The organism is Vulcanisaeta sp. EB80 (genome assembly GCF_002078205.2).
The window spans coordinates 10,977-36,958 of sequence record NZ_LCWN02000016.1 but is presented as its reverse complement, the minus strand read 5'-3'; the positions used below and the strand labels follow the sequence as shown (position 1 = coordinate 36,958).

Annotated in this window: 26 protein-coding genes and 2 tRNA genes; 17 read left to right on the top strand and 11 right to left on the bottom strand. The window is 45.6% G+C overall.

All coding sequences use genetic code 11. The features are described from left to right. Window positions 1-254: 254 nt before the first annotated feature. Window positions 255-401 carry a hypothetical protein gene (locus B7L70_RS13265; RefSeq protein WP_162009096.1) on the bottom strand — a complete coding sequence of 49 codons (147 nt, stop codon included), beginning with the start codon at window positions 399-401 and terminating at the stop codon, window positions 255-257. A gap of 771 nt (window positions 402-1,172) precedes the next feature. Between B7L70_RS13265 and B7L70_RS13260 the strand changes: the two genes are divergently transcribed. From B7L70_RS13260 to B7L70_RS04560, 3 genes are read left to right on the top strand one after another with little or no spacing between them, the layout of a single operon-like run. Further along, window positions 1,173-1,313 (top strand): hypothetical protein, encoded by a 141-nt coding sequence (locus B7L70_RS13260; protein WP_162009095.1) that lies wholly within the window; start codon window positions 1,173-1,175, stop codon window positions 1,311-1,313. Beyond that, entirely contained in the window at window positions 1,291-1,890 is a 600-nt protein-coding gene (locus B7L70_RS04565) for a hypothetical protein (RefSeq protein WP_143701534.1), read from the top strand. Before B7L70_RS13260 ends, B7L70_RS04565 begins: the two co-directional genes overlap by 23 nt. A 55-nt stretch (window positions 1,891-1,945) precedes the next feature. Next, on the top strand, window positions 1,946-3,184 hold the full coding sequence (locus tag B7L70_RS04560; RefSeq protein ID WP_081226706.1) for an LAGLIDADG family homing endonuclease: 1,239 nt from the start codon (window positions 1,946-1,948) through the stop codon (window positions 3,182-3,184). A 44-nt stretch (window positions 3,185-3,228) separates the two neighbouring features. Here B7L70_RS04560 and B7L70_RS04555 read toward each other — a convergent pair. The 4 genes from B7L70_RS04555 to feoB all read right to left on the bottom strand — a co-directional run bounded on the left by B7L70_RS04555 (window position 3,229) and on the right by feoB (window position 6,646). Further along, a tRNA-Trp gene (locus tag B7L70_RS04555) sits at window positions 3,229-3,324 on the bottom strand. Between the two features lie 43 nt (window positions 3,325-3,367). Then, on the bottom strand, window positions 3,368-4,297 hold the full coding sequence (locus tag B7L70_RS04550; RefSeq protein WP_081226705.1) for an alpha/beta hydrolase: 930 nt from the start codon (window positions 4,295-4,297) through the stop codon (window positions 3,368-3,370). Between the two features lie 37 nt (window positions 4,298-4,334). Next, window positions 4,335-4,649, bottom strand: a complete 315-nt coding sequence (locus B7L70_RS04545) for a FeoA domain-containing protein (RefSeq protein WP_081226712.1) — start codon at window positions 4,647-4,649, stop codon at window positions 4,335-4,337. Continuing rightward, window positions 4,646-6,646: a ferrous iron transport protein B gene (feoB, locus tag B7L70_RS04540; RefSeq protein WP_081226704.1), complete on the bottom strand. Its 2,001-nt coding sequence runs from the start codon at window positions 6,644-6,646 to the stop codon at window positions 4,646-4,648. The genes B7L70_RS04545 and feoB overlap by 4 nt, the downstream gene beginning before the upstream one ends. Window positions 6,647-6,758: 112 nt before the next feature. Here feoB and B7L70_RS04535 point away from each other — a divergent pair, with 112 nt between their 5' ends. The 5 genes from B7L70_RS04535 (at window position 6,759) to B7L70_RS04515 (ending at window position 12,327) form a co-directional block, all read left to right on the top strand. Then, the gene (locus B7L70_RS04535; RefSeq protein WP_081226703.1) at window positions 6,759-7,526 is read left to right on the top strand and encodes a hypothetical protein; all 768 of its coding nucleotides are present in this window, start codon (window positions 6,759-6,761) and stop codon (window positions 7,524-7,526) included. Window positions 7,527-7,548: 22 nt separating this feature from the next. Next, the gene (gene hemB / locus B7L70_RS04530; protein ID WP_081226702.1) at window positions 7,549-8,601 is read left to right on the top strand and encodes a porphobilinogen synthase; all 1,053 of its coding nucleotides are present in this window, start codon (window positions 7,549-7,551) and stop codon (window positions 8,599-8,601) included. A 137-nt stretch (window positions 8,602-8,738) separates the two neighbouring features. After that, window positions 8,739-9,905, top strand: a complete 1,167-nt coding sequence (locus B7L70_RS04525; RefSeq protein ID WP_081226711.1) for a PLP-dependent aminotransferase family protein — start codon at window positions 8,739-8,741, stop codon at window positions 9,903-9,905. 93 nt (window positions 9,906-9,998) lie between these two features. Continuing rightward, window positions 9,999-11,552, top strand: a complete 1,554-nt coding sequence (locus B7L70_RS04520) for a helicase HerA domain-containing protein (RefSeq protein WP_081226701.1) — start codon at window positions 9,999-10,001, stop codon at window positions 11,550-11,552. Window positions 11,553-11,568: 16 nt separating this feature from the next. Continuing rightward, window positions 11,569-12,327 carry a hypothetical protein gene (locus tag B7L70_RS04515; RefSeq protein ID WP_238376104.1) on the top strand — a complete coding sequence of 253 codons (759 nt, stop codon included), beginning with the start codon at window positions 11,569-11,571 and terminating at the stop codon, window positions 12,325-12,327. On the opposite strand, the gene B7L70_RS04510 is transcribed toward B7L70_RS04515, so the two are convergent. The 3 genes from B7L70_RS04510 to B7L70_RS04500 all read right to left on the bottom strand — a co-directional run bounded on the left by B7L70_RS04510 (window position 12,322) and on the right by B7L70_RS04500 (window position 16,091). After that, entirely contained in the window at window positions 12,322-13,266 is a 945-nt protein-coding gene (locus tag B7L70_RS04510; RefSeq protein WP_081226700.1) for an Mrp/NBP35 family ATP-binding protein, read from the bottom strand. The genes B7L70_RS04515 and B7L70_RS04510 overlap by 6 nt on opposite strands. A gap of 61 nt (window positions 13,267-13,327) precedes the next feature. Beyond that, complete coding sequence (locus B7L70_RS04505; RefSeq protein ID WP_081226699.1) at window positions 13,328-15,547, bottom strand: elongation factor EF-2; 2,220 nt, start codon at window positions 15,545-15,547, stop codon at window positions 13,328-13,330. A gap of 67 nt (window positions 15,548-15,614) precedes the next feature. After that, window positions 15,615-16,091 carry a hypothetical protein gene (locus B7L70_RS04500; RefSeq protein WP_238376103.1) on the bottom strand — a complete coding sequence of 159 codons (477 nt, stop codon included), beginning with the start codon at window positions 16,089-16,091 and terminating at the stop codon, window positions 15,615-15,617. Between the two features lie 293 nt (window positions 16,092-16,384). Between B7L70_RS04500 and B7L70_RS04495 the strand changes: the two genes are divergently transcribed. From B7L70_RS04495 to B7L70_RS04475, 5 genes are all read left to right on the top strand, one after another. Next, entirely contained in the window at window positions 16,385-17,074 is a 690-nt protein-coding gene (locus tag B7L70_RS04495; protein ID WP_081226697.1) for an MBL fold metallo-hydrolase, read from the top strand. A gap of 45 nt (window positions 17,075-17,119) precedes the next feature. Next, complete coding sequence (locus B7L70_RS04490; RefSeq protein WP_081226696.1) at window positions 17,120-17,398, top strand: hypothetical protein; 279 nt, start codon at window positions 17,120-17,122, stop codon at window positions 17,396-17,398. Between the two features lie 194 nt (window positions 17,399-17,592). Next, window positions 17,593-18,039 (top strand): hypothetical protein, encoded by a 447-nt coding sequence (locus B7L70_RS04485; protein WP_238376102.1) that lies wholly within the window; start codon window positions 17,593-17,595, stop codon window positions 18,037-18,039. 36 nt (window positions 18,040-18,075) lie between these two features. Then, a complete protein-coding gene (locus B7L70_RS04480; RefSeq protein WP_081226695.1) occupies window positions 18,076-18,552 on the top strand; it encodes a MaoC/PaaZ C-terminal domain-containing protein in 477 nt (158 codons plus the stop codon). Between the two features lie 41 nt (window positions 18,553-18,593). Further along, window positions 18,594-18,669, top strand: a tRNA-Gln gene (locus B7L70_RS04475). 396 nt (window positions 18,670-19,065) lie between these two features. Here the strand turns inward: B7L70_RS04475 and B7L70_RS04470 are convergent. From B7L70_RS04470 to B7L70_RS04460, 3 genes are read right to left on the bottom strand one after another with little or no spacing between them, the layout of a single operon-like run. Next, complete coding sequence (locus B7L70_RS04470; RefSeq protein WP_143701533.1) at window positions 19,066-19,887, bottom strand: hypothetical protein; 822 nt, start codon at window positions 19,885-19,887, stop codon at window positions 19,066-19,068. 7 nt (window positions 19,888-19,894) lie between these two features. After that, entirely contained in the window at window positions 19,895-20,263 is a 369-nt protein-coding gene (locus B7L70_RS04465; protein WP_081226693.1) for a heavy metal-binding domain-containing protein, read from the bottom strand. A gap of 27 nt (window positions 20,264-20,290) precedes the next feature. Then, complete coding sequence (locus tag B7L70_RS04460) at window positions 20,291-21,415, bottom strand: ATP-binding protein (protein ID WP_081226709.1); 1,125 nt, start codon at window positions 21,413-21,415, stop codon at window positions 20,291-20,293. A gap of 570 nt (window positions 21,416-21,985) precedes the next feature. Between B7L70_RS04460 and tsaA the strand changes: the two genes are divergently transcribed. The 4 genes from tsaA (at window position 21,986) to B7L70_RS04440 (ending at window position 25,935) form a co-directional block, all read left to right on the top strand. Next, window positions 21,986-22,498, top strand: coding sequence for a tRNA (N6-threonylcarbamoyladenosine(37)-N6)-methyltransferase TrmO (gene tsaA, locus B7L70_RS04455; RefSeq protein WP_081226692.1), 513 nt, complete (start codon window positions 21,986-21,988; stop codon window positions 22,496-22,498). Window positions 22,499-22,734: 236 nt separating this feature from the next. After that, window positions 22,735-23,034 (top strand): hypothetical protein, encoded by a 300-nt coding sequence (locus tag B7L70_RS04450; RefSeq protein ID WP_081226691.1) that lies wholly within the window; start codon window positions 22,735-22,737, stop codon window positions 23,032-23,034. Window positions 23,035-23,108: 74 nt separating this feature from the next. Then, complete coding sequence (locus B7L70_RS04445) at window positions 23,109-24,998, top strand: 2-oxoacid:ferredoxin oxidoreductase subunit alpha (RefSeq protein ID WP_081226690.1); 1,890 nt, start codon at window positions 23,109-23,111, stop codon at window positions 24,996-24,998. Continuing rightward, window positions 24,988-25,935, top strand: coding sequence for a 2-oxoacid:ferredoxin oxidoreductase subunit beta (locus B7L70_RS04440; RefSeq protein WP_081226689.1), 948 nt, complete (start codon window positions 24,988-24,990; stop codon window positions 25,933-25,935). Before B7L70_RS04445 ends, B7L70_RS04440 begins: the two co-directional genes overlap by 11 nt. Window positions 25,936-25,982 lie beyond the last annotated feature (47 nt).

Here is a 25,982-nt window from a genome sequence, read left to right as displayed (position 1 = left end):
GTGGGTTGGGGAAACTACGTAATAGCATGGCTGCTTACGTACAGCGGCTCGGACTGCAGGCTGTGGCAATATGTGCTCCAAAAATGCATGGAGAGCGGGCTTTGCCGTGAAGTGGTATCACTACTACCCACAATAGGTTATGACCTAAGGAGGCATAAGTGCTATGACTTGCTTGATGTCGAAATGGCCGAAGCCAACCGAACACCTCAACCACCCAACCAACCTAGATACCCAAACCACCCAACTACCCAAAATCACCCAAGCTCCTCAAAACACCTAAGCCCTCGAAACAAACACCTACTCAAACGCTCAAAAACAAAGCCCCTCAAAACCAAAACGCCTAAGCCGCTTAGGGCCCTCGAAATCAAAGCCCCTCCCTGGGTCCTCCCTCCCTTCCTCAACCCTCCCCACCTAATCGGTGGGCCGCCCCAGACAGAGGGGCTCACTGGGTTTAGGGGGAGCTCGCCGAGAAATTGCATGTGGAGAGGGGGGAGTAAGAAGGGGTGAGAAATAACCCAGTGGGTCCCGTCGAAGGGAGGTCCCACCGGGCTGGCCCGTTGGGGCGTTGGAAGACCAAGGGCCAGTCTTGGTGGGGGTGAACCCGCCCGATTGGGCAATGGGGTGTTGGAAGACCAAGCCCAACCGAGCGGGCCGCCGACCACCCGAACCGATGTGGGGTTGGAAGACAGGAAGGGTAGGGAGTCGGCGGGGGAAGGGCGGGGACCCCAGGGACGGGGCAAAGCCCAGCCACCCAAACAACAAAACGAGGCAATAATCCAAACAAGTGTTTACCACCTCAATCGAGTAAACAAACAATAGCAAGCAAACCCTAGAGATGAGGAAACAAGAACCAACAAGTGATTGAAATACCACGGAGAACAAATGCCTAATCAACGAAACAAGGAATTAAACAAATGTTTAATAAATGATTCAATAAGTGGGAAAAGAGAAAGTCATCCCTAGGGGTTGCTGAACAAGTGGCTAGGGAGGAATGGGGACGAAAGCGTTATAAGGCACTAAGGCGAAAGAGGACTTGCCCCGCCTAGGGGTCCGGGGCGGGGCCTGGGTCACTTGGTGGGAGGGGCGCCCTTCCTTGGGGTGCCTCTCTTCTCTCGACCCGCCAATCACCTCAACCCAATTCTCGTCCTGTTTTTCCTCATCTGGGTTGGGTGGTGGTTTGGGGTCGGGGGAGGAGGGGTGCCTCGGGGAGGGGTGCCTCTGTGACTGTGACCCCCGATCCCCGTGGTTGGGTAACCCCAACCACGAATTCCTCCCACCAAGTGACCCAGTATGGAGACCAGGTCACGAGATAGGGTCTCTATGAAGCCCTGGGTTTCGCCACGCTCGGACCCCGTGGCTGGGACCCAGGGCGGATTGAAAGCAGAGCGGGGGAGGCTTAGCCTCGCCCCGCTAGGGTCCGAGGGGAGGGATGAAACGCCTAATGGCTCCAATGCCTCAGATGCCTCCAATGCTAGGAGGTTAGTGTTGTATGATGGCTCTGTGGTTAATATACCTGGTGGTTTAGATGCTAGGTTGGATAGGTGGGGTAATGTTGTTTATCGTGTTGTTGATTGTGATGTTGTTTTGCGCCTTGTTGCTGAGTTGCTTCTTTATGTGGTTAGGAGTTACAGAGGTTCTGTGGTTCGTTTGGATGGTAGGAGGATTAGTAGGTTGTTGGGTCTTCGACAGCGCGGTGGCGTCAGTGGTTACTTAGAGCCCTATTCGATGTCGAGGATTTACGGCATACTATCAATGCTGGGGTTTGAGTTGTCAAGAAGCAACCATAGAATCACAATCACAATCGACCTAAGGAAGCCAATAATAAGAGAAATAAAAAGTGCCGAGTCAATAGATGAGGCGATTAAAATCGTTGAAAAACACCTGAGGTGACAAGGCATGGCCCCGCAAACCCACGGCCGGTGGGGCGGGGAGGTTCGAGATTTGCATGGAGTTGGTAAACCAAGCAATGAGGTGCCTAGAGAACAACGATAAACAATGTGCAATGAGACTAATTGAGGAGTTAGTTCGAAGCCAATGCCACGATGGTAGGTTGGTTAGTAAGGAGGTTGCGGACAAGGTTAAGGATGTGGTTCATGATCTGTGGTTAGTAAGCGATAATGAGTGTAGGTGCGAGTTGCTAAGGATGCTTAAGAGTCTTGATGTATTGAGAGGCTGGATCAGGAAGGCGTTAGACATGAATACGAAAAAGCTGAACAAATGGCTCGCTAGGTGCAGCATCGATGGGAAGAGTAAAATGGCGAGGAACAACATCGTTGAAGACGTCGAGGACCTACTGAGGGATGTGCTCGGCTGGGACGAGACTGGGATGTGTGAGGAGTTGATGCGTTTCATAGGCATCGACGTCAATGAGTTCAGGAGACACGGGATAGAGCCTTGTATATGGCTGATCGGGCTCGAGGGGCTGAGGAGCCTAAAAAGACCGTACTGGTTTGGGCTGAGGGTCAGCGACCTAGCGGTGAGAAGGCGCGAAAAATACATCGAGTTGAAATTAAGGACAACGAACACCATAGACGCAGTATTCTTCCCGATACTTCTGAGCGTAGTTAAGACACCCAGCCTGGAAATTGAGTGGGGAAGAGCAATACCATGGACGAGACATGTGACTAGGTCAATTGATTTGTCATTCTGCGTATACCTAGGCATTGATGAGTGGCCGTGGCCCACCGAGCTAAGCGCCGATGAGCTCGAGAAAATACTCAACAACCTCAGTGATGAAGGGCTGGCAATGTTCATAGCGGGACTGATAGATGGAGATGGGTCAATACAGCGCAAGTCTAAGAGTGACTATCATGCTGTTATAGTAATTACGGCTTGTAAGGCTTGCCCGAAGAAGGTAATCCTCGACGTGCTAAAGAGGGTGGTCGCCGAGAGGTTCGGCATCACCGGAGACATTTATTCAGATGAAGCAGCTAATACTTTAGTGTTCAGCGGCGAGGACGCCGTTAGGTTGCTTAGGCGTGTTGTTAAGTACATCCACCACCCACTCAGGAGGTTAAGGGCCGAACTGTTTTTAGCGTATTACGAGGGTAGGATAGATGATGATGAGTTCGAAAAGCTTTACGAAACAACGGAATATGAGTACGGAGGTCCAGACATTAAGCGCAATCACGGCTTAGATGTCCTCGCCCGAGCAGCCCCACAAACCCACACCCACGGGGGTTAAAAAATTTTCCAAATCCAAACCCGGGAAACATAGAACAAGATTCATGGTGGGCCCGGTGGGATTTGAACCCACGACCTACGGGTAGCTTCGCCATACGGCTCTGGAGCCCGCCGCTCTGGACCTTGCTGAGCTACGGGCCCGATATATTGTTTTTAACGGGTCTTTTAAGCTTTGCTTCATGCCCTAATACCTCTCATAGAATGCTTGCCTTAGTGTTGATCCTACGAGCCCTATTGCCACCTTAGCGTGTGGTATTGGGAATCCGTAGAATCCGTGGGTTACGCCATTAAATCTAACAACTACTGCCGGCACACCGGACTCGGCAAGTTTTACTGCATAAGTTTCAGCCGAGTCCCTGAGTGGGTCGTACTCGGAGGTTATTATTAGGGCTGGCGGTAGGTTCTCTAGGTCGTTCTTAAGGATTGGGGAGTACCTCCAATCGAAGGCGTCAGATGGTTTACTCAGGTATGCCTTATTGAAGAATTCCATTGCATCCCTCTCAAGGAAGAAACCCGTCGCATACTCCCTTATCGAATATGATGCCAAATCAACGCCTAGGAATGGGTTTATGAGAACTTGGTACTTAAGCCCTGGTCTTAAGCCCTGATCCCTAGCCATTATTGCCACAACCGCAGCCAAATTACCACCAGCACTATCACCACCCACTGCCACCTTTTCAGGGTCACCGCTAAGTTCTCCTGCGTGCTCGAGAACCCATTTAGTGGCGTCGAATGAGTCTATAACGGCGGCTGGGAATTTATTCTCAGGTGCTAATCTGTAATCTACAGAGACTACAATACAATCACAGGCATTGGCCAGCTCCCTACACAGTGGGTCGTAAGTTTCCACATCACCAAGAACGAAACCGCCTCCGTGCATGTATACGAGAATTCCAAGGCCTTTACCATCCCTCGGTACGTACACCCTAGCCGGTATCCTGGTCTCTGTGCCAGGTATTGTTATGTCAAAGACCTTGTACACAGGTCTCTTCGGTTGGTTAGCAAAGAACGCCCTAAACAATCGCCTATACTCATCAAGTGGTATTTTCGTTATTTGTGGTATGGCTTTATTCAATTCCTCAAGAATCCTCCTTACCATGGGGTCAAGTGGCATGGTTTATGCTAAATACACATGTTATTAAGTGCTTCATCTATATAGCCATGAAGAAAAAAGAGAACCAACGTATAATCCTCCAACCCCACCTATACCTATGTCTATACCCACCTACTTGCTGTACTGCCAGCGTGAAAACCAAGGTACTTGATGCTGCCTCCGTATCGAGAACTACGATTGCCCCATCCTCACGTTGAATAATCACAGGCCCGCAGGGCGTTGCCACCAAGACCTTTACAACGGAGCCCTCCATTATCCCCAAATCCCTAAGTCTTTCCGTGCTCACCTTAGTAATCTTAACAACCGAATTATTAGGCACCCTATTTATTGGTATTTCCTCCCCCACCTTCACCACCTCAGTGTTAAGAGGATTGATGTTAGGTAATATGTGAAGTATGCCATGACTAGTGCCAATACGAATTGAAGGACCGTATTAATGATCGTTAATTTAAGCCCCACAATCCTCCTCTCCATTATTAATGTGGCTATGCAGGGTGAGTAGAATGTCACAAAGACCATCAGGGCTAGGGCTGATGGTATTGATAATGAGGCGGCAATCGCGTTTGTAAGACCGTGTTCACTGACGCCGTATAGTAGGGCTAACGTGCTTAGCACAACCTCCTTAAACACATAACCGTAGACTAGGGAGGCTGATATTTGCCATGGTATTCCAATGGGTTTTAATAATGGTGCCATGGCATTACCCACAATTCCTAACCACGTATCCCTTAATAAGTCAGGGTTTATTAATGCCGAGGGTCCTATTAATCCCTCTGGTCCACTTATTGATAGTAACCACATTACTATTATGAAGACAAATATTAACAAACCAGCCCTTATTACGAAGTCGTAGGTGTAGTACCACACCTTCTTAATGAAGGCTTTGTGCAGTGGTATGATTAATGGGGGTAACTCGTATACATAAGGTACAGTGCCGCCTACAAAACGCACCCTAACTCTGGTTAGTCTAGACACTATGGTTATGCCTATAAATGCCACCACATACGGTATGATGACGATCACACCCATTAATTGGGGCATCACTGCGGCTGCTATTAGGGCTATTATTACGAACCTAGCAGTGCACGGTATGTACGGTATCATTAACGCAGTAAGCAACCTATCCCTGGTGCCAGGTATAGCCCGTGTAGCCGCTATGGCAGGTACGTTGCACCCCGAACCAGCTATTAAATATATCAAACCTCTTGATGGTATCCCAACCCTTCTCAACCACTTTTCTATTGGGAATGTTACCCTAACTATCAAGCCTGAATCCTCTATAAACGCTATCAGGAACGCGACACCGAATACATAGGGTATGAACTTCACGAGTACGGCTGCGCCGTTCCAAACACCGTCAATTAAGAGCGACTTTAGTAATTCATTAAATACGTAGCCTCCCACGATTTGTTCCATTGGTACTGCGTCAATAAGACTCGAAACTAAATCGATCAACGGTTCCAGAGCTAGGAATATTACCTCAGCTACCGTAAAGAGTAGGAGTATTGATAATGGAAACCCATACCTTGGATTTAGAAATACCCTGTCTAACCCACTGAGTGCGTATTGCCTGGTTGTTCTTACGACAAACTCTGTAACAAGTCTTTTCACCGTCGCCCATCTAATAGAGGTCACGTATTCACGGATATTCGGTACTTCTCTATGTGCTTCATTAATAATGTTTCTCAGTTTCTCATTCATACTAACGGCATTGCTTAGTAATGGATTACCCGCAAGAATCTCGATAGCCATACCACGTGAGACGCCCAGGGCATTAACTATGGAACTTATGTATCTCTCCAACTTACCGTAATCAACAATTTTAGCATTACCAGATTTCAACTCCCGAATCTTAACAATATGCTCTCTTAATCTCCCTAATCCAGTACCACTTACGGCTATGGTTTCTATTACCGGTACACCCAATACCTTAACCATATAATCAACCCTATAATGAATACCCATCTTCTTTGCAAGATCCATCATATTCAGCACGAGTATTGTCGGTCTCCCAAGCTCAAGCACCTGTATTAGTAAGTAAAGCGTCTGCTCAGGGCTCAGGGCTGAGCCCACCACTAATACACCATCATAGTTACCCAAAAGTGCTTCCTTAGCTGCAACCTCCTCATCAACCATATTAGGCCTAAGGCTATACGTACCAGGTAAGTCGAGCATTATTAACTTGGTATTACCAATTCTGTAATTGACCTCGTTAATGGCAACCGTTGTTCCCGGGTAGTTTGCGGTTCGCATAAATGCACCGCTAAGCTTGCTTATGATAGTTGATTTTCCGCTATTTGGTATTCCCATGATTATTATTTTTATTACTTCACCGTGATCCCTACTCATTTAGTAGTCTTAAGTTAGGATTATTCAATAGTTTAAAAAGTAATTATCATTTACTTATTAGAAATCATTATAGCAAAGGGTTTATAAGTTACATTAGGGTTACCCTAATGATATGAAAGCACGAGACCGAAGGGTGTGGATTCTTGGATTAGTAATTGCAATAGCCGTAATGATGGCAGTAATGTCTATGCCCCAGGTGCTTAAACCCGTGGCTAGGTTCATTGTTAAGTCAATGGGCCCTTATTGGATTCTCGCAGTATTCATAATCGGCATAATCCACGGTTTGAAACCTGATGAGCACACGTGGTCCATTACAATCTCTTACGGATTAATGCAAAGAAATACACGCGGTGTTATTACAGCAGTTGCTGTCTTTGCGGGCGCGTTGACCCTCGTTTGGACGCTAATGAGCGCCTTAGCCGGTCAATTAATGGGATTACTAGATACATCGCTTCTCGATCCCTATGTAGATATCATTGTCGGCCTAACAATGATTGGAGTAGCCGCATACCTAGTCTTTGGAAACCATGAACACACCGAGGAAGTAAAGACGGCTGATTATAAGGTGATTTGGATACATGGTTTGGCGGCGGCATTCGGTGGCGATTTCTTTATAGTGCTTATACTCACGATAGCCCTAATCCCCCTAATATCGCCAGGCTTATCGTTTTTGGTAGGTTTAGCGTTCGGTATTGGTTCATTGATTGCCCAGTCCGTAATTGTCATCGCAGTGTATAAGGGTATTGTACGTAGTGTTAGAGATTGGGGTACGGTTGCTATGGCTGGTAGGATTGCCCTTGGCATATTGGGTTTATTCATGATAGGGCTTGGTGTTACCTCATTAATACTTCCCATTGAATGGGGGGACACAGTTTATTAAGTTCCTAGAAACCCAGTTAGGCGTGGTTGAGTCGGAAGTCATCAGATTAGGGAGTTTGTTATTTACGTATCCAGTAATTAGACCTAGAAGGCTTAGGTCTAGTTGGCTCATTAGGGATCTAGTGGCTGAGACAACGCTTAAGCCTAGCGATCTCATTATGCCCCTTTTCATTAAGGAGAATTTGAATGAGCCCGAGCCCATAAAGTCGATGCCAGGTCAATATAGGTGGCCCCTTAATGATAAGTTAATTAACTTCGTGGATCAACTAGTGAATTCTGGCGTAAAGTCTGTGATACTCTTTGGAATACCTGAGCATAAGGATGAGTGGGGTAGTTCTGCCTATGATGAGCATGGTATAATTCAGAGGACAATAAGGTTCCTTAAGGATTCCTTCGAGGACAAATTAGTGGTGATGGCTGATGTATGCCTATGCGAGTATACGGATCATGGACACTGCGGTGTGGTTAAGAAATTACCAAATGGTGGTTATATTGTTGACAACGACACAACAATAGGGCTTTACGCGAAGATTGCCGTGACCTATGCGGAGGCTGGTGTTGATGTTGTGGCGCCGTCTGGTATGATGGATGGGCAGGTTAGGGCAATTAGGGAGGCGTTGGATAGGGCTGGGTTCAGTAATGTTGCGATAATGGCATATAGCGCTAAGTATGCAAGTTCGTTCTTCGGTCCCTTCAGGGAGGCTGCCAGTAGTGCTCCTAAGTTTGGTGATAGGCGTAGTTACCAGATGGATCCTAGGAATGCGTACGAGGCTCTTAAGGAGGTTGCCATGGACATTGGTGAAGGCGCCGACATAGTCATGGTGAAGCCAGCAACCCTCTACTTAGATGTGATAAGGCTCGTTAAGCAGAGCTTTCCGGAGGTTCCCTTGGCGGCTTACCAGGTCTCTGGTGAGTATGCCATGTTAAAGGCTGCGATAATGAATGGCTGGCTCGATGAGAGGAAGGCTGTTCTTGAATCATTGATTGCGATTAGGAGGGCTGGAGCAGATTTAATAATAACGTACTTTGCAAAGGATGTTGTTAATTATATTGATGAGATTGAAAGGTTGTTTTAATAAGCCCGTTTTCTAAAAATAAGTATTTATTCAATATACTTATTTTTATTCTAGGGAAAGCAATATAAATCCCTCTGCCCACAGCATCACGGATTGTTATGGATCTCAACCAATTCCTGTCCGAAAGGACTAGATTGATGAAGGCGTCAGAGATTAGGGAGCTCCTTAAGTGGGTTACGGAAAATGTGATTTCATTCGGAGGGGGTATGCCTGATCCATCATCCTTCCCGATCAAGGATATTATGGAGATTACCAGGGATGTTTTGCTAGCCAGAGCAGATAAGGCGCTTCAGTATGGAGCCACGGGTGGTGTTGCGGAATTGAAAGAAGAATTGATCAAGTTTATGGGTAAAGTGGGCATTAAGGTTGATGGTCCTGAGAGCGTGATAATTACCGTAGGTAGTCAAGAGGCCCTCGACATCATTGGTAGGTTATTCATAAACCCTGGCGATTACGTAATTACAGAGAGCCCCACATACTTAGCCGCATTACAGGCCTTCAGGATATACGGACCAAGAATAATTGGTATACCTATGGATGAAGAGGGCTTGAAAGTTGATATTCTCGAAGAGACGCTTAAGAAAATCAGCGATGATGGTAAGGTTAAGTTCGTCTATGTAATACCCACGGGTCAAAATCCGACAGGGATTACAATGAGTAGGGAGAGGAGGAAGGCTCTTCTCGAGGTCGCGAGTAGGTACGATGTGTTGATTATCGAGGATGACCCGTATGGGTACATATACTTCGGTGACGGCGAATCCCCTGATAGGCTTAAGGCAATGGATAGTGAGGGTAGGGTGATTTATCTATCCACATTCAGTAAGATTGCCGCGCCAGGTCTGAGGCTTGGTTGGGTTGCCGCGAGTAGGGAGGTTATTAGGTGGTTTGAGTTGGCTAAGCAATCCATAGACCTACACACGTCAACCCTCAACCAGTACATAGCCGCCGAACTGCTCAAGAGAGGTGTCATAGAGAGAAATATACCTAGGATTAAGGAGATATATAGAACCAAGAGGGATCTCATGCTCCAAGCCCTAGGCGAGTACATGCCAGATAGTGTTAGTTGGACAAAACCGTCGGCTGGCATGTTTATTTGGTTAACGGCACCCGAAAACATTGATACGGGCGAAATGCTTAATGTGGCGATTAGGAAGTATGGTGTGGCCTATGTGCCAGGTAAGTCCTTCTACCCCAATGAGGAGAGGCGTAACGACATGAGGCTTAATTTCACATACCCAACACCGCAGCAGATCTTTGAGGGTATAAGGAGGTTATCGTTAGCCATTAGGGAGTATATTCAGTGATCAAAATTTCTTTTAGTTTCACTAAAGTTTCTCGTGAAGTTTACAAAGTGTTTTTCACGAATTCTTATAAGCTACCTCTTTATTGATTCCTGAATGCAGAGACGCGATATTAACAGCGTGATTAATGAGGCAGGCATTAATAGGCTGGGTGATGTATTGGGTATTGTTGAACGTAGTGTTAATGAAGGCAATAGGTTGATTTTGACTGTAGGCTCGAGACTTAGTTACAATGATATAATTAGTAGATTATTCATTGGTTCCTACGTGTTGGTGATAGACTCTACAACAAATAGCGAGGTGATGCTAAAGGTCAGTAAGATAGAGAATATACCTAACCCACCACCATCAATTGGAGGTTTAGACTCAACCTATGTGAAGGTTTTCGGGGATTTCGTAATTACAAGAACGGGTAATAATGGCACGTATAGATACTCATCACTCCTCATAATACCGGCGAGCGGTAGCTTATTATTATACCCAAATGATGAAACTATTCGCGACTTCTTCGGTTTGAGGGGCAATCTACCAATAGGTAAAGCCATGATTAACGGCTTTAGTGTCCCGGTGGCAATAGATAGTAAGGCATTGGATAAGGGTATGCTCATAATTGGACAGCCAGGGTGTGGTAAATCACTCCTAACTAAGGGAATCATTAAGGAGTTGTATGCGATTAGCGATTATAGGAACATAGTGATAATCGATAGAACGGGCGAGTACACAAAATACCTTGTAGAGAGGGGTCTTAACGTCTCATTATTATTGCCTCTCGACCTAATGAGGCTTGGTCGGTCAATCAATATTGATGAGTTAAGAAGGTACGTAATTGACAAGTTGAGAGCCCTTGGATTTCGGAGTAAGGTTAAGGTAAAGATGAGCCTTTCTAAGGATGATGGTGTTGAATTCAATGTTTATTTCCCTAAGCGGGAATTTGGATCGATAAGCGTATTTCCATCATCAATTAGATTTAGGTGGTTTATTGAGAGAGCCATTAACTATCTAGATCCTGAGGTTAAGTATATAGTCACGACATTAATGATGGAGAACGATAAGTCACTAAACACGGCGCAGAATTTCATGAATGCGCTAAGGAACCCAGAGCTACTCAATTTACTTAATAAATCATCCATTAATAAGGCAATGGACCTCACATACTTACTAAGAAACTCAGGTTATTTCGATGCAGTAATTAATGTTGGTGGTGAAAACATTGATATATCCATATACAGCCCCATGAGGTTATTACGGAATAAGCTCGTGATATTCGACATACATGAACTACCCGAATATTTATTAAATGTTTACGAGGTTGTCCTGGTGGAAGATATTATTAGGTGGCTTATGGGCTTAAGGAATGGTAAGGTGATTATTGTGGTCGATAACGCCGAGGGTCTCATGGGCAGTAGTGACTTGCTAAGTACGTTAATAAATAATGTGAGGATCGGTAGGATCTACGGTGTATCGTTCATAATAGCCACAAGGACATTCTCCAGGAAGTTATACAGGGAGTTTGGTAATGTGGTTTTCATGAGAATGAGCAATTCACCATTAAGGATTAATTGCAATGAGACAACGAACTTACTTAACAATGAATTTATTTTATTATCTCCCTGGCTGAATATCGATTGCATAAAGGGTTCAATAGCGTAACCCTTAATTAGTCCACATGGAGTTTGGGGTAATGACCGTATTAATTATCGAGTTACCACCATTAAGGAGAATTGATAACCTGGATAATTACCTGGAAATGGTGAATTCCGTAGTGGATTACGCAACGCATATAGATATTCCAGACTCAACCTTTGCAAACCCATCTGCAAACGCCGTATTAATAGGCTCCTTGATTAAGCATAGGTTCAGTAACGTCGAGGTTATAGCAAACGTTAGGGTTGCAGACCACAATAAGGTGGGGCTCACGGCATTGATAATGGGTGGTTTGGTGAATGGTGTCAGGAATTACCTACTCATGAGGGGCGATTTAGGGCCTGAGGTTACGGCAGTGCCTGACCTAACACCCATCAGCGCCATCGGGTACTTGAGGGGTGTGGAGCAGGTTAAAGGTGCTAGACTTGGTGTTTCAATCTCCAGTTTTGATGAGAATTATATTAGGGATAGATTGGAAGCGAGACCTGACTTTGCCATGCTGCAATATACACTATCGATGGATGACCTAATAAGGACCGCTGAGGTTAATAGGGAATTCGGCGTGGATATCTACCCAGCCCTCCTGGTAATAACTAATAAGTCCGCGAGGACTATAAGCAGGATACTAAATACAGATATCCCAGTGCCTCAGGACCCAATTAGTGACGCCGTAAGGAGGGCTAGGGAAATACTGGAGCACTTCCCCGGGGTCTACATATCAGCGCCAGGAGATTTTAATGCCATTGTGGAAACTGCCAGGGCCATGCATAAGTACCTATGACTCACCCTCCTCTTCCTCCTCACCAGGTAATCTAAGTAATGACTTCACCTGCTTTTTAGTTGCAGTCTCAACCTTGGCCTCGAGCTTGTCCTTATACATGGCTATTATGGTATCAACAATACTCAATATTGCCTTCGCAGTGTCTGACGTGGAGTACTTCATGAGGAATGGTTCACCCAGGTCGTTAGCCTCACCAATTCTCGGGTCAAGTGGTATCATGCCTAGGTATGGCACGCCGTACTTATCAGCCATCTCCTTACCAATCAACTTGCCAAATATATAATACGTCTTACCAGTGTCTGGGCAATAGAAGCAACACATGTTCTCAACTACGCCAACCACGGGCACCTTAACCTTCCTCGAAAAATCAATAGCCTTCTGAACAATCCTCCTGGAGACATCACTCGGTGCAGTCACTATTATGCTTCCAGTTAATTCATTAGCCAGCGTCTGCGCTATTGTCAGCGGCGCATCGCCAGTGCCAGGCGGTAAATCAATAAACAAGGCATCTAACTCTCCCCAAAGCACACTGCCTAGGAAGTCCTTAATGGCTCTGTCGACCAGTGGGCCCCTCCATATTACGGCGGTGTCGTCAGTAGGTAATAGGAAGTCCATTGATACGACCTTTATACCAAACGGTCCCTCTGCAGGTATTATCTTCTCATCCTCACTTAAATAGAGGTTGGCACCAACCAAACCAAGTAATTTTGGTATTGTTGGTCCGTAAACGTCGGCATCGAGTATACCAACCCTGTAACCCCTCATGGCAAAGCCAAGGGCTAGGCTTACCGTAACGAAGCTCTTACCGACACCACCCTTACCACTCATTATCGCGAATTTCGTTTTAATACCCTTCATTGCCTGTGCAATGGCGCCAGTATCCAGCGGACCAGCCTTCTGGACGGAGATCTTCATCTTACTGCCCTGACTCGATAACATGCGTTTTACATCTACAGTAGTGGTGTTTAAAAACCAAACTCCTGAGCAAAATTAAAAATAATTAGTATTGAGACACGAAATCCTCAACCTTCGGAATCTCCTTAGGTAGCCCCTTCCTCTCCCTAATCTTCATCACCATGTCAACGAGCATATTCTCCGGAACAGGCGACCACCTGGCGAACTGGAGGCTCCAGAACACCCTACCTGCCGTGGCGCTCCTCAACTCATCACTTAGCGTGAAAGATTCAATGACAGGTATCTCGCCCTTAATCGTGACCATGTACTCGGTCTGCACCATATCGATCACCCTACCCCTATGCCTATTAAGTACACCGATCACTGAGCCAATGTTCTCCTGCGTCGTCTTGGCTTCTATGGATAGCATCGGCTCAAGTAATGTCGGCTTGGCAGCCAATATGCCAGCCATTATTGCATTCTTCGTTGCCGGCATTATCTGGGCCGGTCCTCTGTGGGCTGGGTCCTCGTGAACCACCGCATCATGGAGTATAACCTTGATACCCCTAACCGGCTCCTGCGCCAATGGACCCGCTTGTATTGACCACCTGAAGCCCTGCACTATGTAGTCCCTAATCTCCCTTAGGTATTGTATACCTGTCGTCTTATCAACGAAGACGTTGATGTACTGCTCATCCACAGTCCATATACCCCTAGCCTCATCAGTCTCCCAACCAGCCTTATCCCTAAGTATCTTGGCCCTCTCCCTTGGGTCTTGGTCATCGGTTACCTCACCGAGTTGTATCAGCCTTATCGTCTCCTCATCAAGCGGTTCAACACTTATGTAGAGCCTATTGTGCTTATTAGGTGATTTACCCTCGAAGGTTGGTGACGCAGCCCTAACAGTCTCCCTAAACCTAACCAGTGGTTGAGATACTGAGAAATCAAGTTTCGTTCTCTCCTTTAACAACCACGTTGCTATCTCCAGGTGTAGGGTACCAACACCACTAAGCAGTACCTGCCCCGTCTCCTCGTCGATCTTGAGACTTAACGTTGGATCCTCGATGGTTAATTCCTTAAGACCCTCAACGAGCTTTGCCAAATCGTTTGGGTTCTTGGGCTCTATCGCTACCGTAACCACGGGCTCATTTATGTACTTCATCCTCTCGAATGGCGCCGCCACATCCTTAATTGATGAGGCAACGATAGTCTCACCAGCCCTTGCATCATCAACACCAAGCAAAGCCACTATGTTACCGGCTGGTACCTCTGGTATCACTATCCTATTTGGACCCATGTATAGGTATGTCTGTAGAACCCTCTTTGCCGTCTTCGCATTTAGTAGGTAAACCTCGTCACCCTCCCTGATGGTACCACTGAACACCCTACCAGTTGCTATCAAGCCTGCGTGTGGATCCTTGTTCATTTTGCTAACAGCAATCACCGTTGGTCCATTGGGATCAGCCTCAAGCAGTGCCTTACCCAGTGGCGAGTTTATATCGCCCTTCCATACCTTCGGTATCCTGTACCTCTGGGCGACGCTGGGTGGTGGTACATGCTCCACAATCATGTTAAGTATGGCCTTATACAGCGGGAATTCCTGCGCCAACTCATCAACGTAGTTCTTCTCGTAGGCGTCAACAATATTACTAAACTTAAGCCCAGCCTTTGCGGCTTGTGGTATTGTAACACCCCACTTATGTAACGCCGAGCCAAGGGCTACCTGGCCCTTAGATGGGTCGACCTTCCATTTATCCTTAAACTCTGGGTCGGCGTACATGTCTATTAGGTTGTTGAAGTCCTTAACGATCTCGATAATTCTCTGTTGAATCTCATTGGGGCTAAGTCTCAGCTCCTTAATCAACCTATCAATCTTGTTTATGAAGAGCACGGGCCTCACCAATTCCTCCATTGCCTGCCTAACCACAGTCTCCGTCTGCGTCATAACACCCTCAACAGCATCAACAACAACCAAGGCTCCGTCCATAACCCTCAGGGATCTCGTTACATGGCCCGTGAAGTCCACATGGCCTGGGGTGTCCACGAAGTTTATTATGTATGGTTTACCCTCATACTCGAAGTATAGGCTTATGTTCGCAGCCTTAATGGTTAACTGCCTTAACTGCTCGATCTCGACATAATCCATTGCCAACGCCTTACCCGCAACCTTGGGGCTCAGTAGGCCGGCGCCCATTAGTAGTGAGTCTGTGGTTGTTGTTTTGCCATGATCGACGTGCGCCAGTGTACCCGCATTCCTAACCTGCGCCGGGTTCCGCATTATTGATAGTATATCCTCAATCTTCTTCTCGATAATTCTAACAGCCATTGATAATCAGAACCCAGCGATAGCATGACTAAATAAACCTTTCTGCCACCGAGACCTCACACAACAATTACATGGGCAAGATACCGCAGGACCTAAGCACCGAAACCAATCGCCTGGAGCAGCCTAGGTAGTAATTCGTATCAACATCATAGTTAGTAATGACATTACGTAATTCATAGAGAACACTATCAGTACGTACCCTGGAGTATCCACGTTTACACCCGCTAAGGAGGTAATCAATAAGTAGGTAGTAAATCGATGGTATAGAGACACTGAGGGGCAGGGACTCCATCAATAATTCCCTGGTGACGCTAAGGTGAACACTACCGTGGCTTAGATAATGACCACCACCAACACCAACCAAATGCGCAATCTCGTGACCCAAGACCTGCCAGCCCCAATACGGGCTGCATTTACCGAAGTCCCGCCTAATGCGTCCACTACTAATATGGATACTAACCGAGTTGTACCTTTTAACGTACATCACATGCCCATAGGTATGCCTATAAATTGCCCTACCATATATCCAGATGCTACGAATCATAGGCACACCGCGTGGGTAGGCATTGTTAAACATCTTGATTATGGTGTCGATTACGTCGAAATCATCGTTAATACTGAGTAACTTAATTATGGGATGACTAAAGTTGTATTCGATGCCATCCCTAGTAACCCTAATCCACAGGGCTCCCGTAATTACAGCACTTTTAAGGTGAACCTTAATTATCAGTTCCAGGCTAATGTCATCACTGCTCCGTGGAGGTGCATTTCATCACCTAAGATATGCCGGAAGCTATGGCTTTTAGTGCTTTTAAGATATTATTTACTTAAAAGCATGTGGTCAGTTGGTTAAGGTTGGTGGTCATCAATGATAATGAACCAAATCCACCTTTACTGAATGATTGGGGTTGGAGCACCTATGTGGAGACTCGGGATTGGGCAATACTTTACGACGCAGACACCAAACCTGAGATCCTTGAAAACAACACCAAGGTACTAGGAATCGATTTAGGAAGAATCGACGCAGCTTTCCTTAGTCATTACCACGTCGATCACTATGGCGGTTTTGAGTACGTGGGTAAAGTTAGGAGCGGTTTGAGGGTTTATGTTCCTGAGAACGATAGAGTATTAAGTAGATGGGGACTAAGGCCAGTAATTACGGTGCAACCAACGGAGATACTTAGAGATGCAATTACGACAGGTGTTATGAGTGGTGTGGGCATTAATGAACATGCATTAACCATAAGGCTTGATAACCAGGGACCCGTAGTTATTGTTGGCTGCTCACACCCGGGAATTGACGGTATCGTTAGGAGAACTTATGACTTGTTTGGTGAGCTGTATCTAGTCATTGGCGGCTTTCACGGACCTTCACGGTACCAGCTTGATGATGTCGCTAAACACTCAAGGTATGTTTGCCCAGCCCATTGCTCGGGAAGGGATGCTAGGCGGTATGTCGCTTCTAAGTACCCCGATAAATATTGCGATGTTAGAACAGGGACTACGTTAGAGTTACCATTTAGTTAAGTAGCTGAGAAGGTTTCTTAAAACAGGTGATTATGACTGATTGGGATGGTTAGTAGGGATGTAATACTTGATTATGTCAACAGGGCCAATGGGGAGTGGGTAATCAGGGGCAGGGTTAGGAGTAGGTCCAGGCCAGGTACTTGGCATAGCGTTGAGGTTAGGATTAGGAGGTCGAGGGATGGTTACATCTCGATAATTGGTAAGTGCGATTGCGAGGCATTCACGAGGGGGCGCATGGTTTGTTGGCACATCCTCCATCTAACCAATGTATTCATTAGAAATAGACGTAAGGTCTCAAACGAATTTGGTGTTTTTATAAATTAGTAACAGTAGATTAGTAATAGAAAGGTTTTTTAACAGAGGCTGCAAAAATCGATGGTGTGGTGAGTCCACCAGCAATAATAGTCTTCATATACCTAATGAAGAATGCCTCACTGGTCATCATAAACGCGTAAATCGCACAGACAACACCACTAATAAACATAACACTACCAGTAACGCCCCTAGGGCCAGTAACCGTGCTAAATAGTTCGGGGTACGCAATACCATACTACATAAGTAATAATGAGGTGATAATACCAATGCCAGGTCCCGGAAAGAATATAACCATAGAGTACACACCATACATCGGGATACTAAGCAATGGAACCCTTCAATTGGTTGTATCGTCGAACTACGAAGTAAACCTACAGATGGCGAACGATGTGTTACCAACATCAATACCAAACAACATAGAGGGCTTCCAGAAAACAAACTCGGGTGTCACACTAACGCTGGCTCCTGGCAATTACGTAATTAACTTCATAACCACGGCCCAAACAACCCAACAGGCAATTAATCAAAGGAGCGCCACGATGATTAGGAAACCAACCTCTTCATACGTACTGCTATATTACACGGTATTGATTATCGTGATCATGGTTTTGATAATCATAGCATTAATGATCATTAGAGGACGTAGGTAACTACTTAAAAAGGATCCCCGCTTAATAGATACCTTAATGAGCATAAAACCACCACCATACACATACGACGAATTCCAGGTAGGCATGAGATTAAGATCGCAGGGATTAACTATAACGGAAGCACACGTTGTGCAATTCGCTGGATTAACCGGAGACTACAACCCACTTCATGTAGATGAGGTCTTTGCCAAAAACACCATTTTCGAAGGCAGGATAGCCCACGGACTACTAACACTATCCCTAGCCACAGGATTATTCGCACCATTAGTTGCCGGCACAACAATAGCACTACTCGAAGTAAACGTAAAATTCCTAAAACCCGTAAAGATAGGGGATACGATATACGTGGATACCGAGGTGGTCGACAAGAAACCTAGCAATAAATACAACGGCGGTGTTATAACATTTAGACTCGAAGTAAAGAACCAGAGGGATGAGGTCGTAGCAGTTATAGACCAGAAATTACTAATAGCGAGAGGATTAGCCGTAAAGAATAACGTACTAAGACAGTGACGATGCGTAGCACTTTTAAACTGGGGTTGTTAATTGGGTTTAGCCGGGTCGTCTAGCGGCCAAGGATGGCGGGCTCTGGACCCGTTGACCCCGGTTCGAATCCGGGCCCGGCTACCACCACTTACGGTCTATTCCCCAATCCTACCCCTCCATATCATACATAACACCATGAGCAATCCTGCACACCAACCGTGTTACGTTTAATTATTTTCGTCTCTTTATAAAATAATTAAATAATAATCAAGTATATTTGTGAAGGCATGGTAGTATATAAACTATTTAGTTTTTAGAAACCACGATTAATCAAGCACTCGAGAACTCACAGCATTAAAATGGTGCATTGTGTCGTAGCGCAGCGCTCATATAGTCCCGGTTGGGCGTTAATTCCTAGTGATGATCCACGCAGGAGGTGAATTGGTGATCCGTGCAGGCCACCCCCACTGATCCTCCCTGAAGATTTAGGAGAGACCATGTTGATAACACCGCGATTATTGCATGCGGTTGTATCAATTATCAATACTTAACGTATTGCTTAACATTACCGAGCCCTACCACGAATAAGGCTGCGGCTATGGCTGTTATAGTTATGAAGAAAATCGACGAAAGCGCCGTAAAGATCAACCCATTAGTTATTAATCCAAGTATTACCACATTGTTTAAATATACTAAAAAGGAGTCTGCGTACATATGCGCGACGATATTTACCGCTAAACCCCTCAAACCCCGTTTATTGGCCTGTAGCGCTCTCAGGAACATTGATGCGCCTGGGTGGAATAGAAATGAGATTAATGGTTGAATGGCAACGCCCACGTATTGTACGTATAATAATACGCTTAGTAATTCATGACTGATGGATGTGGTCAATGGCCCTATAAATGAGTATGCTAGCACACCAACTAAGCTATTTGATATTCCCACTGCTATATCTATTAATGCGAAGCCGTAGCCTACGTATAATGCCGAAGCTGGCTCTCTATCCTTAACCGCGAAGTACCTCGCAATCTCCTGGCACAACCCAGCCATGAACCCCACATACAATGAAAGCCATAGAGCGTAAGGCTTTAGTAGATTAAGCATTAGGGCGTTGATTTCCAAAACGCTCTTGGCACTTAGTATTGATGGTAACGCCTTAATCACAATTAACATAGCCGGAATTGATTGGAGCATTGACTGTATAATAATGGCTAGTAACATATAGCCCACGCCAATTAAGACCCAACCCCTCTTACCCCTCCATAAAGTCCTATTGAAGGCTATATAAAACACTATTGATGAGACTACCCAATAAACAGTCGTTATCAGTAACGTCAATGTTGAAACCACTAGAGTTATCATTGCCGTCTCACTCCATAACCGCACGGTTAACTCCTTGCTCTGGCTCTATAATGACGGCCGTGCCGTATGCTATTATCTCGTCCATGTACTCACTTATTTCATTAGAATCAAGCCTGAAGCTTATCACGGCATTTGCCCCAAGCTCCTTGGCGTGCTTAATCATCCTCTCTATAGCCTGCCTCCTAGCCTGTTCAGCCAATTCCGTGAACTCTTGAATCTCTCCACCAACCAGTGACCTGAGTCCAGCTAGAAACCTACCACCAAGCCCCCTCGACCTAACCGTGATGCCCAGTGCAACGCCAATTACCTTAACCACCCTGTAGCCTGGTATGTAGGGTGTCGTTACAACGATTACATCGCCCTCCCTAATGGCCATATTAATATCATCACCACGTTACCATTTTTAAATGTCTCTGTTTCCGCTGTTGGTAGAATGATTATTGGCTGATTTTAGGAATGCCTTACTGATTAATGGTTCTGGTGTGCAGTACTTATTATCGATCTTCACAATCCATGAGGAATCCATTAGTTGCCTTAGATAATTATGGATCCTTGAATCACTGATTTCGACCCCCTCCCTGATCTGGAGGGTACGCTTGATCTCACTCCATGTGGAGCACTTAGCCACTGCCTGCATTATGGTGTAGTACCTTCTTCTCGTGGTTAATTTGTCCAGGAGGAAATTCCTGAACTCAGCCTTAATCAGCTTAATCGCATGGTTTACCGTTTCACTTAGCGCCCTATCTAAGTCACGGTACTCCACGTACTTAAACCCGAAGTAGGTTAACCAGCCGGGTATACCACCTATTTCACGGTAAACTTCATCGTAATCCTTGAAGTTAATCCCAAACTGGCTGAAACCAAGCTTAAGGAACTCCCTAGTCTCGTCCTGGTTAAAGGGCTTGAGTTCTATCGTGCTCATGGCACGCCCAAATAACGGTGAGTCCGGGTCTTGGATCTTGAGGAATCTGTAAAGTAGCCCCATCTTGGATCCACTAATTATGAACCTAATCTTCCTTAGATTATCGTATGAGTACGCAAGTATGGGTAATATGTTAAAGCCTCTCATCCTTATTAACTCCTGGGCCTCATCAAGGACAACAATGACCTTATCGTCAGCCCAATCATTCAACGAGTCAAGGAGGGATGCAAAAGAGACCCTCTTGCCAGCCTTCCAGTAAAACAATACTTGATTGCCCATTATGCTTACTCCCCTTATGTTCCTTAAGGCATTTAATAGGTCTGGAAACCTCTTAATTAGTTTATTAACCTCATGTTGAAGCCTAAGCACAAAATCTCTGTACTGCACATATTGAATCTCTTCAAACCTCCTAAGGTCTATGTAAATGCTTGGTAACCCCAACTCCTTAAGCGCCACCTTAATTAACGAAGATTTACCAGTCCTCCTAAAACCAAGTACTAACGTTATTGGGGAGTATAAACCCTCAAGTCCCTTAAGTTTATTCAATTCCTCCTCCCTATCAAATAAATCATTCCTATCCTCCTTAGGTAGTAAATCAAAAAGCACTACCACCCCCGGAAGTTACTTCTGCCCCCGGAAGCTTAAAAACCTAATGTTGCCGTGAAGCATGGTAACTATGACTTAATCTCAATCCTTGTCAAAACCGTAATGAGAAGCCTTCTATTAAGCTTCTCAAGCAAACCGAGTAGACTTCTTATTGAATCTTGCCAATACGCCTAATTCTCAGTACAACTACTAATGGCCGTTGAAAATAACCCAGTTTACGTTATGGTCAGCGAGCATGGCATCACAAGGTATCTAATGAGGATCGATGAGGGTTGCTGACGCATCTTAAGGATGGTGACGCGAACGTTAAAGATACGTTGATGGATCACTTGGCACTACTGACAGATCACCTTAGCCAGCACATAGATAAGGAGAATTAAGGCCTCTTCCTGAACCAATGGACCTAAGCTAGGTGGAGAGCAATAGGAGTATTGGAGATGTAGAGAAGAGCACAATCACGGTTACTGAGTCTCTAAGGTAAACGAACTGGAGAGTAAATATGGGGTTAAGTAGGGGCCGACCTTCGCTACATGTAATACTATTTATAAAACAATGTATACCACTTAACCAATGAGTGAGTACAGGTTTAAGCCCATAGGGATCGTTGAGGTTGGCTTCCCAAAGTCCAACGATCCTGAGAGGGGTCGCTATGGAAGTAGGTATGAGTTCGTTGGCGTTGTTAGGATTTACGATGAGTACGTCGATGGTTTATTAAACCTCGATGAGTATTCGCACATAATCCTGGTCTACGTGTTTCACGAGACTAAAGAGACACGGTTAAGGGTTAAGCTAAGAGGCTTTGATAAGGAGGTCGGTATATTCGCCACAAGGTACCCCATTAGACCAAACCCAATTGGTTTGTCAATACTTGAACTCGTCAAGGTAGAACCACCTAGGCTCTGGCTTAGGGGCCTTGATGCTTGGACGGGTACTCCCGTGCTTGATATAAAGCCCTATGACTACTATGACGTTGTTAAGAGACCAAGGGTGCCTAGGGAGTTTGAGGAGGAGTGGTTAAGGAGTTACTCCGAGAAGGGGTATGGTAAGTATGCGCCTTGGCTAGGTCCGTGCAAGGATACATAGCATATAAACTAGGAAGTATCCACGCACGATTGAGGTTCAAATGGCAAATAGCATAAAGGGTTGTATTTCTGAGAACTTGGTTAATGCATTTATTATTTTGCCAAAATTAGGAATTATAGAGCGATTATAGCCATAAATTATGTCGCATTTGTCATATGGATTTACTAAAATTATAATGATTTATTAGGTTATAGAATTGGAAATCCTTATAATCAAAGGTTTTATCATTTAAGTGTATGGTCAATGAGAATGATGAATTCGTACCCCACGCCATCCACACATGGTTTGGATATTTAAAGGTACGTGGTGTTATCGTAACTCGGGATGAGGGTGCTAAGTACGGTCAATATGCTAGGGATACCCAGGAACGCATTAAGAATGCCTTATCGACATACGGTTGGGTTTACTGCGTTGATTGTAGGAAACCACTATTTGATCTTAATGAAGCTCTTGAACATGCTAAACGTGGGCATTTACTGACTAATGAATTCATGAGGGATGAGGTAGCAGCCGAGGAAGTTCCTATGGTTAGTTAATGGCTTATTCAGTTAAAATGGAGTAGACGTCTGATATTTAAATTAACCTCATTAATCAGTCGTAGTGGCTGGTAATGAATGAGTTAAGGTATATACTTGGTGGTCCCCAGGGTGGTGGCTTAGAGACGCTCTCCGAGTTGCTTTCATGGGCGTACGCGCATGCTGGGTATGGTGTTATTTCCGATAGGGAGTACTTCTCGAATATAAAGGGTAGGCATAGTTACGTACATGCCACGGTATCAGCCGTAGAATTACCAAGGCACTTGACGTATCCCGTAGACATAGTCGCTGCCATGGATGCGGAAACTGTGTTTACGCATTTTGATGATCTCAGGGATGGTGGATATATCATTTATAATAGTGATGATGATAACGTGAGCTTCACGAGCATACCAAGCATGGAGAGGGATTTGAGGGAGAGGTTGACGAGCGAATTTAAGGAGCTTGGGGTTGATGGTACTGTAAAATCCGTGGTTAAGTACCTCCAGTCGAATAGGAAGGTTAGGGTTGTTGGGCTCAGCTTTAAGGAGTTGCTGATGGAGATTGAGAGGCGTGAGGGTATCGTACCATCACAAGCCTCGAGGTACATAAGTACCATACTTGCTGGAGCCGTGGCGGCAATAACCGGCATTAATGAGGAGGATCTTGATTATAGTCTTAAGAGGAGGTTCGTGAGGGAGGACTTGTATAGGCATAATAGGGCCATGGCCAATATAGTCATTGAAGCTGTGAAGGGGCAATTCGGCAGTGAATTGAAGCTTGATAAGCCTAGCGTAAAGGTGTCTGGTGTCCTTGTGGCCAGTGGTAACGATGTAATAGCGATGGCTAAGATTGTGGCTGGCGTTAGGTTCCAGGCGTATTATCCAATAACGCCGGCAGCTGATGAAAGTTTCACTCTTGAGGAGTATGAGGCGCTGGGTGGTGAGGGTTCAATAGTGGTTTTCCAGACTGAGGATGAGTTAGCTGCCATAAACGCAGCAATAGGTGCGGCGTTAACTGGTGCCAGGAGTTCCGTAGCCACGAGTGGTCCCGGCTTTGACCTGATGGTTGAGGGGCTCGGTTGGGCTGGTCAGAATGAGGTACCTGTCGTAGTAACATACTACCAAAGGGGCGGACCCAGTACTGGGCAGCCGACCAGGGGTGGGCAGAGTGACTTATTGTCATCGGTCTTTGCATCACACGGTGAGTATCCGAGAATTGTGCTTGCGTCTGGCGATCATGAGGAGGCGTTCTATGACGCAATCGATGCATTCAACTATGCCGAGACATACCAGGTACCCGTCATACATCTCGTGGATAAGTTCCTAGCAAACACCATAGCCACAATACCTTTACCCAACCTGGATGGTATTAGGATAGTCAGGGGAAAACTGGCACCGAAGGGTCTTACTGAGTATAAGAGGTTTGATTTATCGTCCGTAATATCTCCAAGAGCATTTCTAGGGGATTATGTCATGTGGTACTCGGGTGATGAGCATGATGAGTATGGACACATTGATGAGGATCCCATTAATAGGATTAGGATGTTTGATAAGAGGATGAAGAAGCTCGATATGATTGAGAAGGAGATACCTGAGGAGAGGAGGTACTCATACTTCGGTTCAGAGAGGCCTGATATAGTGATAGTCGGTTGGGGTTTCGTTAAGGGTGTCGCTCTAAAGGCGATAGAGGAATTGAGCGGTGAAGGCATCAAGACATCTTACTATCACATAAGGATGTTTATACCATTCCCAAGGGAATCCATCACGAAGATCGCAGGAGAGGTTAGTGTAGATAAGCTCGTGGCCGTTGAACATAACTACCAGGCCCAAGCCTCAAGGCTTGTTGCAATGAATACGGGAATCACCGTAGGCAAGTCCGTTGTTAAGTACACTGGTAGACCAATTTATGTCCATGAGTTGGTCAATGCGATCAAAAATATCATGAGGGGAAGTGTTAGGGAGGTGTTGAGCTATGGCGCGTAAGTTAACAATTAATGACTATAAGACTAATGTGTGGGTTGATTGGTGCCCAGGCTGTGGGAACTTTGGGATACTCTCAGCAATGTACCAGGCATTTGCCGATTTGCAGCTAGACCCAGAAAAGACCGTGGTTGTCTCAGGCATTGGTTGCAGCGGTAAGATAAGCCACTTCATCAATGTGTCCGGTGTACATACGTTACACGGTAGGTCATTACCATACGCCGAGGGTATAAAGCTCGCGAATCCGGATTTAACAGTCGTGGTTAATGTCGGCGATGGCGATTTACTAGGAATTGGCGCAGCCCATTTCGTGGCCTTAGGTAGGAGGAATGTGGACTTAGTCGTTATAATGCATAACAATACGGTGTATGGCTTAACGAAGGGACAGGCAAGCCCGACACTTGCCAGGGGACTCCAGCCTAAGGCCCTTCCGAAGCCTAACCTGCAGGATGCGGTTAATCCAATAGGCCTTGCCATAGCCTCTGGTTATACTTTCATAGCCAGGGGTTACGCGGCTAGGGTGCAGCATCTCAAGGAGTTGATCAAGAAGGCTATTCAGCATAAGGGTTCCGCCTTCATTGAGGTTTTACAGCCCTGTGTGACCTATGATAACATACACACGTATGATTACTACAATAAGAGGGTTTATGACCTACAGGAGGAGGGTTGGGACCCAATTGTCAAGAGTCCGGAGGAGTTCCCGCAAAAGGCTGCGCAGGCCTTGATTAAATCATACGAGGGTGATGGTAGGATACCCATTGGCATATTCCTGGTAAATCCACACGTGCCAACCTTTGAGGAGAGGTACGCCCAGAGACTGCCGAATTACCTAAAGGTGCCGCCAGCCAAGGAGCCTATTGAGGTTGATGGTAAGACCATGATAACAATGAGAAGGTTTAAGGAGTTATTTGGTAAGTACATCATTGAGTTCAAGCAGTAAACCTGCCGGCCTTTCCATAAAAACAACACTCTACCCGCAATCTTTAT

What these genes read in the sequence shown, in the direction of transcription:
- B7L70_RS04565 (WP_143701534.1), top strand. Translation starts at nt 1,291, where the DNA reads ATGGAGACCAGGTCACGAGATAGGGTCTCTATGAAGCCCTGGGTTTCG.
- B7L70_RS04560 (WP_081226706.1), top strand. Translation starts at nt 1,946, where the DNA reads ATGGAGTTGGTAAACCAAGCAATGAGGTGCCTAGAGAACAACGATAAA.
- B7L70_RS04550 (WP_081226705.1), bottom strand. Translation starts at nt 4,297, where the DNA reads ATGCCACTTGACCCCATGGTAAGGAGGATTCTTGAGGAATTGAATAAA.
- feoB (WP_081226704.1), bottom strand. Translation starts at nt 6,646, where the DNA reads ATGAGTAGGGATCACGGTGAAGTAATAAAAATAATAATCATGGGAATA.
- B7L70_RS04535 (WP_081226703.1), top strand. Translation starts at nt 6,759, where the DNA reads ATGAAAGCACGAGACCGAAGGGTGTGGATTCTTGGATTAGTAATTGCA.
- B7L70_RS04525 (WP_081226711.1), top strand. Translation starts at nt 8,739, where the DNA reads ATGAAGGCGTCAGAGATTAGGGAGCTCCTTAAGTGGGTTACGGAAAAT.
- B7L70_RS04520 (WP_081226701.1), top strand. Translation starts at nt 9,999, where the DNA reads ATGCAGAGACGCGATATTAACAGCGTGATTAATGAGGCAGGCATTAAT.
- B7L70_RS04515 (WP_238376104.1), top strand. Translation starts at nt 11,569, where the DNA reads ATGGAGTTTGGGGTAATGACCGTATTAATTATCGAGTTACCACCATTA.
- B7L70_RS04510 (WP_081226700.1), bottom strand. Translation starts at nt 13,266, where the DNA reads ATGTTATCGAGTCAGGGCAGTAAGATGAAGATCTCCGTCCAGAAGGCT.
- B7L70_RS04505 (WP_081226699.1), bottom strand. Translation starts at nt 15,547, where the DNA reads ATGGCTGTTAGAATTATCGAGAAGAAGATTGAGGATATACTATCAATA.
- B7L70_RS04500 (WP_238376103.1), bottom strand. Translation starts at nt 16,091, where the DNA reads ATGATTCGTAGCATCTGGATATATGGTAGGGCAATTTATAGGCATACC.
- B7L70_RS04490 (WP_081226696.1), top strand. Translation starts at nt 17,120, where the DNA reads ATGGTTAGTAGGGATGTAATACTTGATTATGTCAACAGGGCCAATGGG.
- B7L70_RS04480 (WP_081226695.1), top strand. Translation starts at nt 18,076, where the DNA reads ATGAGCATAAAACCACCACCATACACATACGACGAATTCCAGGTAGGC.
- B7L70_RS04470 (WP_143701533.1), bottom strand. Translation starts at nt 19,887, where the DNA reads ATGATAACTCTAGTGGTTTCAACATTGACGTTACTGATAACGACTGTT.
- B7L70_RS04465 (WP_081226693.1), bottom strand. Translation starts at nt 20,263, where the DNA reads ATGGCCATTAGGGAGGGCGATGTAATCGTTGTAACGACACCCTACATA.
- tsaA (WP_081226692.1), top strand. Translation starts at nt 21,986, where the DNA reads ATGAGTGAGTACAGGTTTAAGCCCATAGGGATCGTTGAGGTTGGCTTC.
- B7L70_RS04450 (WP_081226691.1), top strand. Translation starts at nt 22,735, where the DNA reads ATGGTCAATGAGAATGATGAATTCGTACCCCACGCCATCCACACATGG.
- B7L70_RS04445 (WP_081226690.1), top strand. Translation starts at nt 23,109, where the DNA reads ATGAATGAGTTAAGGTATATACTTGGTGGTCCCCAGGGTGGTGGCTTA.
- B7L70_RS04440 (WP_081226689.1), top strand. Translation starts at nt 24,988, where the DNA reads ATGGCGCGTAAGTTAACAATTAATGACTATAAGACTAATGTGTGGGTT.